12 protein-coding genes are annotated in these 12480 nt (G+C 68.9%); 7 read left to right on the forward strand and 5 right to left on the reverse strand.

Annotated features, from left to right (window positions below):
* Window positions 1-61 precede the first annotated feature (61 nt).
* Together H3H55_RS20625 and H3H55_RS20630 are read left to right on the forward strand one after the other, a co-directional pair.
* Complete coding sequence (locus H3H55_RS20625; protein WP_193099993.1) at window positions 62-640, forward strand: hypothetical protein; 579 nt, start codon at window positions 62-64, stop codon at window positions 638-640.
* Between the two features lie 246 nt (window positions 641-886).
* The gene (locus H3H55_RS20630; protein ID WP_193099994.1) at window positions 887-1618 is read left to right on the forward strand and encodes a ribonuclease T2; all 732 of its coding nucleotides are present in this window, start codon (window positions 887-889) and stop codon (window positions 1616-1618) included.
* 66 nt (window positions 1619-1684) lie between these two features.
* Here H3H55_RS20630 and H3H55_RS20635 read toward each other — a convergent pair whose 3' ends face one another.
* Window positions 1685-3145 (reverse strand): fatty acid desaturase, encoded by a 1461-nt coding sequence (locus H3H55_RS20635; RefSeq protein WP_193099995.1) that lies wholly within the window; start codon window positions 3143-3145, stop codon window positions 1685-1687.
* Between the two features lie 62 nt (window positions 3146-3207).
* On the opposite strand from H3H55_RS20635, the gene H3H55_RS20640 reads away from it, so the two are divergent.
* Together H3H55_RS20640 and H3H55_RS20645 are read left to right on the forward strand one after the other, a co-directional pair.
* Window positions 3208-3918 (forward strand): hypothetical protein, encoded by a 711-nt coding sequence (locus H3H55_RS20640; RefSeq protein WP_193099996.1) that lies wholly within the window; start codon window positions 3208-3210, stop codon window positions 3916-3918.
* Window positions 3919-3927: 9 nt separating this feature from the next.
* Entirely contained in the window at window positions 3928-5043 is a 1116-nt protein-coding gene (locus H3H55_RS20645; protein WP_193099997.1) for a hypothetical protein, read from the forward strand.
* Here the strand turns inward: H3H55_RS20645 and H3H55_RS20650 are convergent.
* Together H3H55_RS20650 and H3H55_RS20655 are read right to left on the reverse strand one after the other, a co-directional pair.
* On the reverse strand, window positions 5031-5930 hold the full coding sequence (locus tag H3H55_RS20650; protein ID WP_193099998.1) for a hypothetical protein: 900 nt from the start codon (window positions 5928-5930) through the stop codon (window positions 5031-5033). The two genes, H3H55_RS20645 and H3H55_RS20650, sit on opposite strands and share 13 nt — an antisense overlap.
* A complete protein-coding gene (locus tag H3H55_RS20655; protein WP_193099999.1) occupies window positions 5927-6814 on the reverse strand; it encodes a metal-dependent hydrolase in 888 nt (295 codons plus the stop codon). The genes H3H55_RS20650 and H3H55_RS20655 overlap by 4 nt, the downstream gene beginning before the upstream one ends.
* Window positions 6815-6909: 95 nt before the next feature.
* Here H3H55_RS20655 and H3H55_RS20660 point away from each other — a divergent pair, with 95 nt between their 5' ends.
* From H3H55_RS20660 to H3H55_RS20670, 3 genes are read left to right on the forward strand one after another with little or no spacing between them, the layout of a single operon-like run.
* Entirely contained in the window at window positions 6910-7848 is a 939-nt protein-coding gene (locus tag H3H55_RS20660) for a fatty acid desaturase (protein WP_193100000.1), read from the forward strand.
* Window positions 7848-9446 carry a GH3 auxin-responsive promoter family protein gene (locus tag H3H55_RS20665; protein WP_193100001.1) on the forward strand — a complete coding sequence of 533 codons (1599 nt, stop codon included), beginning with the start codon at window positions 7848-7850 and terminating at the stop codon, window positions 9444-9446. Before H3H55_RS20660 ends, H3H55_RS20665 begins: the two co-directional genes overlap by 1 nt.
* A 13-nt stretch (window positions 9447-9459) precedes the next feature.
* Window positions 9460-10587: an aromatic ring-hydroxylating oxygenase subunit alpha gene (locus H3H55_RS20670; protein ID WP_226800328.1), complete on the forward strand. Its 1128-nt coding sequence runs from the start codon at window positions 9460-9462 to the stop codon at window positions 10585-10587.
* 33 nt (window positions 10588-10620) lie between these two features.
* On the opposite strand, the gene H3H55_RS20675 is transcribed toward H3H55_RS20670, so the two are convergent.
* Together H3H55_RS20675 and H3H55_RS20680 are read right to left on the reverse strand one after the other, a co-directional pair.
* On the reverse strand, window positions 10621-11574 hold the full coding sequence (locus H3H55_RS20675) for a fatty acid desaturase family protein (protein ID WP_193100002.1): 954 nt from the start codon (window positions 11572-11574) through the stop codon (window positions 10621-10623).
* Window positions 11575-11754: 180 nt separating this feature from the next.
* Window positions 11755-12390 carry a cysteine hydrolase family protein gene (locus H3H55_RS20680; protein WP_193100003.1) on the reverse strand — a complete coding sequence of 212 codons (636 nt, stop codon included), beginning with the start codon at window positions 12388-12390 and terminating at the stop codon, window positions 11755-11757.
* Between the last annotated feature and the right edge of the window lie 90 nt (window positions 12391-12480).

The raw sequence follows: 12480 nt of genomic DNA on the forward strand, positions 1-12480 counted from the left end.
GGGCTAGCCACTTTACAGCCCGGCGATGTTGCCCGTTATAAAAACCCACAGACGAATAAAAATGAACAAGACGAGCGCTTTCCGCATCCTGATTCCCGTTTCGCTGGCGCTGGCGAGCGCCGGCCTCGCGCATGCGGCCGAGGACGAAGTGCCGCGCATGAGCAACGACGTGTACCGGACTTCGGTGTCGTTTTGCTCGAACGTCACGGCCGACGAGAAGATCGAGTGCCAGGGCGACATGATCGCCGCGGGCAGCCGGATCGTCGCGGCGATCGGCGGCCTGCCGCCGGCGGCCGCCACGTCGATCGACGAAGGCGCGCGCGACAAGCTGCCTGCGGCGGAGCGCAAGGGGCTCGTGCCCGTCGAGCCGGCTGCGATCGACAAGGACGACGACCTCGCGGGCCTGGCCGGCATGGTGCGCCTGTGCGACGTCTACGAATCCGAGCCGGCGTCGCGCGCTCGGCATCACGCGGCGCTGAAGCAGAAGGCACCCGACGCGGCGCCGCGCGTCGAGGCGTTGCTGGCCGATGCGTCGCCGGCGGCGCGCCAGCGCGTCAGCGTCGGCGTATGGCAGATCCTCGCGCTCGAAGGCCCCGAATCGTCCGCGCGTGCGTGCACGCAACTGGGCGCCGGATCGTGAGCGGCGGCGTGCTGCCCGAACGGCGGCACGCGTCAACGGTGTGCCGTATCGGGCAGGACGCGGAATCGGTTCCCGCGCCCGCGTTCCGCTCGGGTATCGAGCGGCGCACCAGCATGTGGCCGCGCCACCGCACATAATTCGGCCACCTTCACATTCGTGCCACGTTGCGGTTGCAACAATCGCGGGCAGACATTCGACAATCTTGCGGCGCATCCCGCGACCGCAAGCCTTTTCCGAGGAAACGCCATGCTCAAGACGCTCGCCCGCGCCGCTGCCGCACTCGCCGTCGCATCCGCCTCGCTGCACGCCACCGCGCAGTCCAGCTACGACTACCTGCTGCTCGCCGCGTCGTGGGAGCCCGGCTTCTGCGCGTCGCACGACACGCCCGAATGCACGAACCTCGCCGGCACGTATGCGGCGACGAGCCTGTCGCTGCACGGGCTGTGGCCGAACCGCTATGACGGCAACCAGCCGTTCTACTGCGGCGTGCCGCAGAGCGACATCGACCTCGACAACGCGCACCAGTGGTGCAGCATGGATGCGTACCCGATCAGCAGCGCGACCCGCAACACGCTGTCGACGTACATGCCGGGCGTCGCGTCGTGCCTCGACAAGCACGAATGGTTCAAGCACGGCACCTGTTCGGACTCGGCGTCGCCCGATGCGTACTGGAACCAGGCGGCCGGCATGATCAGCCGGCTCGGCAACACGTCGTTCAACGCGTACCTGCAGGCGAACGCGGGCAAGACGGTGACGCGCAACCAGTTGCTGTCCGCGTTCGAAGGCGCGTTCGGCAGCAATACGCGCAGCGCGGTGTCGCTGAAGTGCACGAAGACGAATGGCGTCAGCTACTTCACCGAAGCGTGGATCGCGGTGAAGACGAGCGCGACCACGCAGTTCCCGAGCGCCGCGTCGCTCGTGACGGACGGCAATACGCAGGGCACGTGCCCGACGTCGGGCGTGTATATCGCGAAGTAACGGGGAGGGTGGTCGGCGCCCTTGAACGGGCTTCGGCGTGCGCGACATCGCGCACGTCGTCGCTAGTCACCGCTTCGGCGGAATGCCCGACCACAGCAGCCCGGCCAGTTCCGGCGCGTCGAGCTGATGCTCGTCGCCCGCGACCGTGTCGGGCAACGCATGCCAAGGCACCGCCGGGTTGCGGTGATGCTGCAGATGCAGGTTGATGTGATACGGCCACACGAACACGCGGCCGATCCATCCCGTTCGCCATGAATACGTCCAGTCGGCCCAGCCCGGCGTCGCATGCGGGCCGCCGCTGTGCTCGGCCATGCTGCGGATCTTCTGCAATAGCACCGACAGCGTGAGCAGCGGCGCGAACCACAGCGCCGCGACCAGCAGGATCGTCCGCGCGGAACAGGCCCACACGAGCAGCGCGACGATCGCCACCCAACCGGCCGCGGCCACCTGAAACGGCCGGCCGAGCCGCGTGTTCTGGCCGCCCGAGCGCCGGAACTCAGCCATGTTGCGCACCATGTTCAGCACGAACAGATCGCCGAGGAACTGCCGCGCGAGCGGCCATGCATCGAGCGGCCGGAACCGCCACGGTTGGTCGTGATAGAGGAACTGGCGCTCGGGATCCTGCGCGGTGCCGAGATGACGGTGATGCGCGAGATGCAGCGGCCGATAGAACTCGACGGGCACGAGCCCCGGCACGCCGATCGCCAGGTTGATCAGGAAGTCGTTGACACCGCGGCGGCGCGTGACGTGATAGTGGGCCGCGTCGTGATACAGGATGAACAGCGCGTGCTGCCGCGTCGCGACGACGAGCACGGCAAGCGCATACAGGGACCACGCGCCGAGCACGACGGCCACGCGGATCGCAACGACGATGCACGCCCATTCGAGCAGCACGGCCGCCATCGTGCGCAGGTCGGCGTTCGCGCGCAGCAACGCGAGCGTCGCCGCGCCGGCCGCGATGCCGACCGCGCCGCCCCATGCGACATCCACGGCGCGATGCTGGCCGGTGGTCAGCACCGTCACCATCAGCAGCGCGCTCCATGCGACGTACAGCACGGCGGTTCGCCGTCGCCGCGCCAGCAGCACGATTGCGATCGCGACCGGCAGCGCGACGTGCCCGCTCGGCGACGCGGCAAGCGGCGTGTCGAGCCGTTGCAGCCACGCGATCCAGCTGCTATCCGCGGCCGGCCATGCGACGGCGGTCGGATGCAACAGGTGGGATACGAGGCAAAGGCCCGCAGCGAGCGCGCCCGCGAAGAACGCCGGCAGCAGCCATGCGCGGCCGCGCCCGAACCATACCAGCACGGGCATCACGAAGAGGTAGCTCAGGTAGAGCGGTACGGTGCCGGGCAGCAGCGGAATCGCGCGATCGAATGCGCTCGCCGAAATTGCCGTAACCGGGCCGAGCGGCATGTGCGTGACGAAGCGGTAGAGCGCACCCGTCACGACGAGATAGACGACGAGCAGCAGCCATGGCCGGGCGATCGGCGTGTCGTTCGCATCCTGGCGGGAAAGGACCTGGGACATGGCGGGAGCGGGCGGGTAACGGGCTATCATAGCAAGGTGTTCAGTCTTGCAGGAGTGCCCCGATGGAGTTGCGTGCCACTGCCGTCGAACGTGCGGCCTTGGGCCCGGACGACATCGACCGGATGTTCTCGTTGTATGCGGCGTCCTATTGCGACACGGCGCGTGCGCAGTTCGACCGCGACCTCGGCGACAAGACGCACTGCATCGTGCTGCGCGACAGCGGCGGCGCGATCCAGGGCTTCTCGACGCTCAAGCAGTACGAGACGCACTGGCGCGACGCATCGATCCGCGTGATCTTTTCCGGCGATACGATCATCGATCCCGCTCACTGGGGCACGCAGCATCTCGCATTTGCGTGGATCCGCCACGCGGGCGACGTGTGGCGGCAAGCACCCGCCGTGCCGCTGTACTGGTTCCTGATCTGCAAGGGGCATCGCACCTATCGCTACCTGCGCGCGTTCGCGCGCGACTACGCGCCGCGTGCCGACAACCTGACCGCATCGGCGACGCAGGACCTGATGGATCACCTGGCCGCCAGCCGCTACGGGCACGCATACGATCCGGCCACCGGCCTCCTGTCGTTCGACACGCCGCAGGGCCGGCTGACACCCACGCTCGCGGAGGTGCCGGTTGCGCACCGGCGGCTCACCGACGTCGACTACTTCCTTGCCCGCAACCCCGGCTATGCGCAGGGCGACGAGCTCGTGTGCCTGTGCGAACTGTCCGCGTCGAACCTGCGGCCGCTCGCGCGCCGGCTGTTCGACGGCGCGTGAACCGCACGCATGCGGATCCGTCTCGCGCAACCGGTCGACAACGCGCGCATCCTCGATTTCCAGGCCCGCCATGCGATGCAGGGCAGCCTGCCGCTGCGCTTCGACCGCGCACCCGACTACTTCGCGCTGCATCGCTGCCACGCGCCGCATCATGAGGTATGGCTTGCGGAGGGTGAGCAGGCGGCGCTGAAGGGGCTCGCGAGCCTCGTCGTGCGTGACGGTTATCTCGGCGAACGCGCGCAGCCGGTCGCCTATCTCGGCGATCTGCGCCTGATGCCCGACCGGCGCCTGTCGCGCGAGTGGACCGACTCGGTGCGCGACCGTTTCGCGACGCTGCGCGCCGAAGCCGGGGTGCAGCACGCGTACTGTTGCATGATTCGCGACAACCGGCTCGCGGTGCAGTCGCTTGCGCGGTCGCGGCGCGAGAACCGGCTGCGCTTTTCTCATTGGCACGGCTACGAGAATGTGTCGGTCTATGCGCAGCGCGGGTTGTCGTCCGCGCCGCGCAACGCGCCCGGCGTCCGGATCGTCGACGCGCAGCCGCATCACGCGGACGCGCTGCGCGCGTTTCTCGATACCGAATCGCGCCGCCAGCCGTTCGGCAGCGTGTTTTCCGCGGACGAGTTCGCGCGCCGGCTCGACACGTGGCCGGCGTTCGGCATCGGTTCGTTCCTGCTGGCGCTCGACGCGCGCGGCAATGTGCTCGGCTGCGTCGCGCCGTGGGACGCCGGCGACATCAAGCGGATCGTGCTCGAACGGCTGCCGTTGCCGCTGCAGGCGATCCGCGTCGCATTCAACGCGCTTGCGCCCGCGTTGCGCCGCCCGCGCATCGCGGCAGCCGGCGAGCCGCTGCGCGATGTCTACCTGACGCACCTGCAGGTGCGCGATCGCGATCCGTCCGTGTTCGCGGCGCTGCTCGATGCCGCGTGGCTGCGCGTGCGCAACGGTCATGCGCTGATGCAGCTGTGCCTGTACGACGGCGATCCGCTATGGCCGGCGCTCGCGCGCTATCGCGCCGCGCGTACGCCGATGGATCTCTATACGCTGTCGACCGGCGAGCCGGCCGAGCCGATCGATGGTCTGCTGGCCGGCCGCGTGCCGGGCTTCGAGATCTACCTCGTCTGAGCGCGCGTGACGTGCAGCAGGTCGGCGAGCGCGAGCCAGAAGCGGCCGGCGTCGAAGCCGAGCCCGCCAAGCACGGGCTGGCCGTGATCGAGCCGCGGCAGGCAGATTTGCGGGATGCCGGCCATCACCTGATGTTCGAGATAGAACTGCCCGTCGTGCGCGCAGCCGGGACGATGGCCGTTCAGCCGTCCATGGTGCGAATCGAAGCGCGTGGACGCTTCGACGGACCAGCTCACGCCATGCACGAGATGCAGGTCGCGCGGCAGCGTCGCCAGCATCGCGCCGACACGCGGATCGCGCCGGCTGCTGATGTCGCGCGTGCCGGCGTTCGCCCAGCGCGTGCGCAGCAGGCGCTGGGCGATGCGGTCGGGCCACGGCGCGGCCGCGTGCGGCGGCACGCCGTGACGGAAGATCGTGTCGACGATCGCGGACGGGCCGCACGGCGGCTGCACGAGCGCGATGCCCGCGCAACGCGCCGACAGCGCCGGGTCGCCGACCTGCGCGGCGAGCGTATCGATGCCGCCCTTGCTGTGCGCGAGCGCGACGAATTCGCCGCCGGCCGGCAGGTGCGTGCGCAGGTACGTTCCGATATGCGCACCTTGATCGAACACGCCGCGCGCGGAACGCACGGGCACCGTCAGCACGTGATAGCCGGCCGCGCCGAGCGTCTGCCGCGCGCCGCGATTGCAGCCCGGCAGCCATTCCGAATACAGGCCGGCGACGAGCACGATCGTCGTCGTCAGCGGCAGGCGGGCGGTGCGCCGCGTCCAGCCGTCGATGAACGCGTCGGTCCGGTCGAGGGGCGCTTCAGCTCGTGCGAACGGCGTCGCCGGATAGTGGTGGCGCCAGTCGTCGAATCCGTCGGGCGTCCACGGCGCGCGTGTCATGCGTGCGACTCCGGTTCGCGTTCGGATGCGGCCAGATACGGTTCGAGCGCGATGCGCGCTGCGCGCAGCGCAGCGTCGCTGTCGATGCGATCGGGATGGAAACGCGGCGAGAACCACGCCAGCCACAGCGGCATCACGCGCGTGAAGATGCCCGGCGCGACGAACAGCCAGCGCAGCAATTGCAGCCAGCCGCGCACATTCCACGTCTGACCGTCGACCGCGACGAGGCGGTGCACGAAAAAGATCAGGTCGACCACGAAGTAGACGGAGATCCCGAGCATCGCCGCGCAGCGCACGACATAGCGCCGCGCCGCGTTCGGCATCGCCGCCGTGAACACGTCGAACGCGACGGTCTTGTGTTCGGTTTCCTCGATCGCATGCCAGCGCCACGCGGCCGCCATCGTCGGATCGGCGCCGTCGAGGATCGCCGGGTCGCTCAGCAGGCGGTGCGCGAGGATCGTCGTGTAGTGTTCGAGGCACGCCGTCAGCGCGAGCCGCGTGACGGGCGATACCTGGCGCGCGGCGTTGCGCTGGCGCTTTTCGAGCAGCGCTTCGAGCGTGTCGACCGGCACGCGCTGCGACGCGAGGCGCGCGTTGTAGAGCCGGTGCACGCGGATATGCGACGCCTCCTGCCGCACGAACGCATCGACGTCGGCCGCGAGCGACGCATCGCCGCCGACGCGGTCGCGAAACGGCCGCACGCTTTCGATGAAGAAGCGCTCGCCGAGCGGGAACATCACGGAAAACGCGTCGAAGAAGCGCGTGACGTGGCAGGTGCCGCGATACCAGAAGCGCGGAATGCGTGCGTCGATCGCGAAGTGCACGTCGCGCGGCGGCATGCGCGACGCGGCGTTGGCGGCGGGGGCGCGGCGAAACGGACGCATGCTAGTTCGGCCCCGTCGGGGACGGGGCGCGGGCCGTTATCGGCGGCTGACGCATCTGTTGTATCCTCCCGTGCAAACAATCGCCATTCCGAGCCATGAACCGACCGAGCGCGCAGGCCGCTGCGGCGCAGACCCGACGTTACGATCACGCGAACCTGCTGGTGCTCGCGCTGCAGAGCATGGTGTGGGCCGGCACGCTCACCTGGCTCTCGCATACGAGCGCCGGCGCGATCAAGTGGCTCGTGCTCATCCCGTTCTGCCTCGTGATGCAGGGCGTGTTCTCGATGATGCACGAAACCTTTCACGGGTTCGGGCATCGCCGGCCGATCGCGAATTATATGATGATGTGGTGGGCTTCCACGATGTTCGGTGCAGCCGCGACGCTCATTCACGTGAACCATCTCGGCCATCACGTACGCAACCGCACGCGCGCCGAGCGCGCCGATTTCGCGACGGCGGACGAATCGCTGCTGCGCAAGCGCATCGAATACTACGCGGCGATCCTCGGCGGTATCTGGCTCGGCAGTTTCGTCGGCAGCTTCGTGCTTGCGCTGGTCCCCGGCCGCACGATGCAGCGGCTTGCCGCGCGCGGCGACGACAACACCTACGCGGCCGCCTTCAAGGAATTCACGACCGCCGACTTCCGCCGCATCCGCTACGAAACGCTGGCCGCCGTCGGCGCGTGGCTGCTGGCCGGCTGGCTGCTCGACTGGTCGGCGTCGGCGGTGCTGATCGCGTATGTCGCGTTCGCGTTCTCGTGGTCGTCGCTGCAGTGGGTGTACCACATGCGCACGCCGCTCGACGTCGTCGAAGGCACGTACAACATGCGCGCACCGACACCCGTGCGCTGGCTGCTGCTGAACTTCAACTACAACCTGACGCACCATCGCCGGCCCGCGCTGCGCTGGCAGGACATGCACGCGGCGTCGGACCAGCGCGAGACGCGGCCGCTGTGGTACGGCTGGCTGACGATCTTCGCGCCGCCGCGCCGTCTGCCCGACGATCTCGCGCAACTCGACAAGACCTATTTCTGATGGACGCCTCCGCCCGCAGCCCGGCCGACGCATGGCGCACGTTCGCGCGCGCCGCGCAGCCGGACGTCGACCGCTGGCTGGCCAGCCTCGAAGCGCCGGGCGACGCGCAGGCGCAACGGCTGATGGCGCTGCTCGCGGCAAACCGCGATACGGCGTTCGGACGCTGCTTTGGCTTCGACCGGATCGGCAGCCCCGCGCAGTTCCGCGAGCGCGTGCCCGTACATGCGGCCGCCGATTTCCTGCCGTGGCTCGAACGTGTGTCGCATGAGACGGAACCGGTGCTGACCGCCGAGCGCCCGGTGTTCCTCGAACGGACGAGCGGCAGCACCGCGCGCCAGAAGCTGATTCCGTACACGCCCGCGTTCCTGCGCGAGCTGCAGGCCGCGATGATCGTATGGCTGGCCGACATGCATCGTGCGTGCCCGGCGCTCGGGGAAGGGCGTGCGTACTGGTCGATGTCGCCGCCGCTGCAGGCGCCCGGCGTTGCGCCGAACGGTATTCTGGTCGGCTCGGCGAGCGATCTCGACTACCTCGGTGATAGCAGCGCGGCCGCGCTCGCGTCGACGCTGCTGGTGCCGCCGCTGACCGGCGACGTGTCGACGTGGCGGCGCGAGACGCTGCGCGCGCTGGTCGCCGACGAAACGCTCGCGTTCATCAGCGTGTGGAGCCCGACGTTCCTGACGAGCGTGCTGCGTCCGCTGTTCGATCGCGACGATGCCGACGGCGCGCGTGACCTTGCGTGGGTCGAGGCGTCGTTGCCGGCCGAGCGCCGCGCGGCGCTGCGCCGCGCGATCGCGGATGGCGATTGTCGCGCGCTGTGGCCGCGTCTGGCCGCCGTGAGCTGTTGGCTGGACGGCCCGAGCAAGCACTACGCCGATGCGTTGCGCGCGCGGTTTCCGCGCGTGCAATGGCTGCCGAAGGGGCTGTTCGCGACCGAAGGCGTCGCCAGCATTTCGTTCGGCGCGGGCGACGGCTGCCCGCTCGCGATCGGCAGCCACTACCTTGAGTTCGTGCGCGACGACGGCAGCGTGTGCGACGCGGAAGGGCTGCAGCTCGGCGACGAAGCACAGGTTTTGCTGACCACGGGCGGCGGGCTCATGCGCTATGCGCTCGACGATCGTGTCCGCGTGGTCGGCATGACCGCGCGCACGCCGCGCATTGCGTTCGTCGGACGCGCGGCGGCGAGCGTCGATCTCGTCGGCGAGAAGCTCGACGAGCAGATTGCGGCCGATGCGCTGAATGAGGCACGCGCGCAGCACGGCGAAGTCGGTGCATGCATCGTGCCGTGCGCCGCGCGGGAAGCGCTGCCGCACTATGTGCTGTGCGTCGCAGGCGAGATTGGCGATGACGCAGCCGACGCGTTACGCGCGGCCGTCGAAGCGGCACTGGCGCAGGCGTTCCATTACGCACATGCACGCCGCATCGGCCAGCTCGGCCCGCTGCGCGTGCGACGGCTGGGCGGATCGCCGGCGCGGCTCGGCGACTTGCTCCAGCATGCGGCCGAACGCGCCGGCATCCGTGCGGGCGACGTGAAGCCGTGCGTGCTCGTGACGCGGCTGCCGGTGGCCGACGCGCTGCTCGCGATGACGGATGAATGATCCAATGAACGACATGACCGAACCCCGTGGATGCGGGCAGGATTGCCCGTCGCGCGACGCGACGCATGCGCACGAACCCGTGCCGCCGGCCGACGGCCTGCACGAGCAATGGTTCGTCGCGTGCACCGAACGCGAACTTCCGCGCGACAAGCCGCTCGGCGTCCGGATTCTTGACACCGGCATCGTGCTGTTCCGGCAGCGCGACGGCCGGATTGCCGCGCTGATCGACCAGTGCGTGCATCGCGGCACGCGCCTGTCGGCCGGCAAGGTCGACGGCGATGCGCTGGTCTGTCCGTATCACGGCTGGCGCTACGACGGCGAAGGGCAGGTCGTGCATGTGCCGAGCATCGACGGCACGCGGCCGACCGGCACGCCCGGCCGCTATCCGTTCCGGCAGCGCACGCTGCCCGTGCAACTGCTCGACGGGCTCGTCTGGGTGTATCTCGGCGCCGGCGACCCGTCGGCGCGCGAGATCTTCCGGATGCCGTTCCGCGACGCCGCGCCGTGGCAGTCGTACTTCATGGTCAACACGTTCGACGGCGACATCGCGATGCTCGCGCAGAACTTCATGGACGTACCGCATACGGTATTCGTGCACGACGGGATTTTCCGCAGCAGCCGCGGCCAGGCGATGGAAGCGACGGTCGCGGCAACGCCGGACAGCGTCGCCGTCACCTACCACGACGGCGACGACAAGATCGGCTTCTGCCTCGACTGGCTCACGAACCCCGATCGCGTGCCGCTCGCGCACGTCGACCGTTTCATCGCGCCGAACGTGACGCGCTGCGATTACCTGTGGGGCGAGCGTTCCGGGTTCCTGATCGTCAGCCAGATCACGCCGATCGATGCACGCCGCTCGCGCGTCTACACCTACATCGCGTATCGCTTCCGGCTGCCGCGCTGGATGCTGCGCGCGCTGCGGCCGCTGCTGAACCTGTATACGCACCTCGTGATCCAGCAGGACGTGCGGATCATGCGCGCGCATCGGCAGGGCCTCGACAACGCGCCGGGGTTCCGCCCGCACAACGTGCGCGCCGACATCGTGCATGTCGCGATCGACAGGCTGCTCGACGCGGTGAAGCGCGGCGAGCCGCTGCCGGCCGAGCAGTGCGGCGAGAAGGTGATGCGGTTCGAACTGTAGGTGCGGCATGCGTCGCCGCGGGATGAGGGACGTCTAGTGCGCGGGGTTGGCCGGGTCCGGCCGCGGTGGTGCGAACGCGATGCCTTCCGTCAGATGGCGGTGCACGGCCGGCAGGTGCTCGAGCGCGAGCGCCGGATACGCGTGATGCACCTGGTGATAGCCGATGTTGCGCGGATACAGCACGAGCTTGCCGATCCAGCCGAACGTCATCGTGCGCGTCATCCGCCAGATCGATTCCGGCGAGCGTTCGTCGATCTCGACGTGGTCGTGTTCGAGCAGCACGCGGTTCGCATTCATGATGCCGCCGACGATCCACGGCAGTCCGTAGTACGTGAAGAACGGCAGATCCCAGTGCACGACGGCGGCGATCGCGAGCAGATAACCCGCGCAATGCGGCAGGTCGGCGCGGGCGCACGCGATGACTTCGGGGTGACGGCGCAGATCCTGGCGTGAGCGGTCCTGCATGAAGCCGCGTGCGTACCACGGCCGGAACGCGGGCCATGCGAGCGCGAGCGGCGCCATCAGCGCACGCAGCGGCCACCAGACCGGCAGCAGCGCGCCGCGCAGCATCATCGCGCGTTGCACCCAGCCGCCGCGTGCGGCCAGCCGGTGCAGGTACGGATCTTCGGCGGTGCCGACCGCGCGGTGATGGCGCAGGTGGTGATAGCGCATCGCGGCGATCGACGAGCCGATCGTCCAGCCGGCAAGCGCCTCGACGAGCGCGAGCGGCAGCGTCATGCGCCGCGCGGGAATATGGCACGCGTCGTGCAGGATCACGCCGAATGCCTGCAGCCGGCCCGCGATCAGCAGCACGGCGGCGACATAGACGAACGGATTCGGCACGAAGCGGATCGCAGCCCAGCACAGCAGGATGCCGAGCCAGTCGACGCACGCATAACGCACGAGCCGCCACGGCCGCGCGCCGGCCGCGAACGGTAGCGTGCGGTTCAATTCGGCAGGCGTCGGCAGGGCGGATGGGCTGGGCATTCGGTGAGGTCGGGCGCGCCGTCGACGGCGCGCATGCAGGCATATCGGTCGGCAATATACACCGGTTTCGGGCGACGAGCGTGTGCAGTTCCTGGCCGGCTCGGTCTCATTCCGGCGGGCATCGGAACCGCCCGGTAAGCCGTTTTTGCATGGGCGATTCCGGGCGATGCTGCGGGTTCGTTACCCGAGCAGCCGCAACGCGTCCGCGAGCGACAGCACCGTCGTGCGCGATTCGAACGCGGTGGAGAACAGGTGCTCGTGGACCACCGGGTCCGGGTCGTAGCAGCAGTCCTTGACCGTATACAGGCGGAAGTCCGCGTCGCTCGCGTAGCCGATCGACGACAGCATCACGCCGGTCGACGCGATGCCGACCATGATCAGCGAATCGACGCCTTGCGCGACCAGCCGTGCCTGCAGATCGGTACCGAAGAACACGCTGGCGCGGTGCGCGACGATCAGCGGCTCGTCGGCCTGTCGGCCCAGCTCGGGCGACGGGCCGTCGTCGATGAAGAGGCCGAGCTGCTTGATGCCTTGCCCGTTCTTGTTGCGCGGGCTGACTTCCGGATAGCCGGGGCTGAACCGGAGATTGGCGAACCAGACGCCGACGCCGCCGGCCCGCGCCGCGTCGCATAGCCGGCGCGTATTGGCGAGCAACTCGGGCGCGACCGACGGAAAGAGTCCGAGGATGTCGGTCTGGTAATGCATGACGAGCAACGCGGTGCTTGACGGCACGATGGCGCGAATCGGCGCGGATGGGTTGTCGCCGGGGTTCGTGAGGGTTGCCGTTGCGATATCCGGTGCGTTTTGCCGAGTCATGAGCGAGGTTCTCCGATAGCCCGCGGGGAATTTCAGCGTCCCCGATTTGTACCTGAAAATCGGGTTGGCCGCCGATGCGATTTTCGTAGG

This window comes from Burkholderia sp. Z1, from assembly GCF_014893795.1.
Classification (GTDB): domain Bacteria; phylum Pseudomonadota; class Gammaproteobacteria; order Burkholderiales; family Burkholderiaceae; genus Burkholderia; species Burkholderia theae.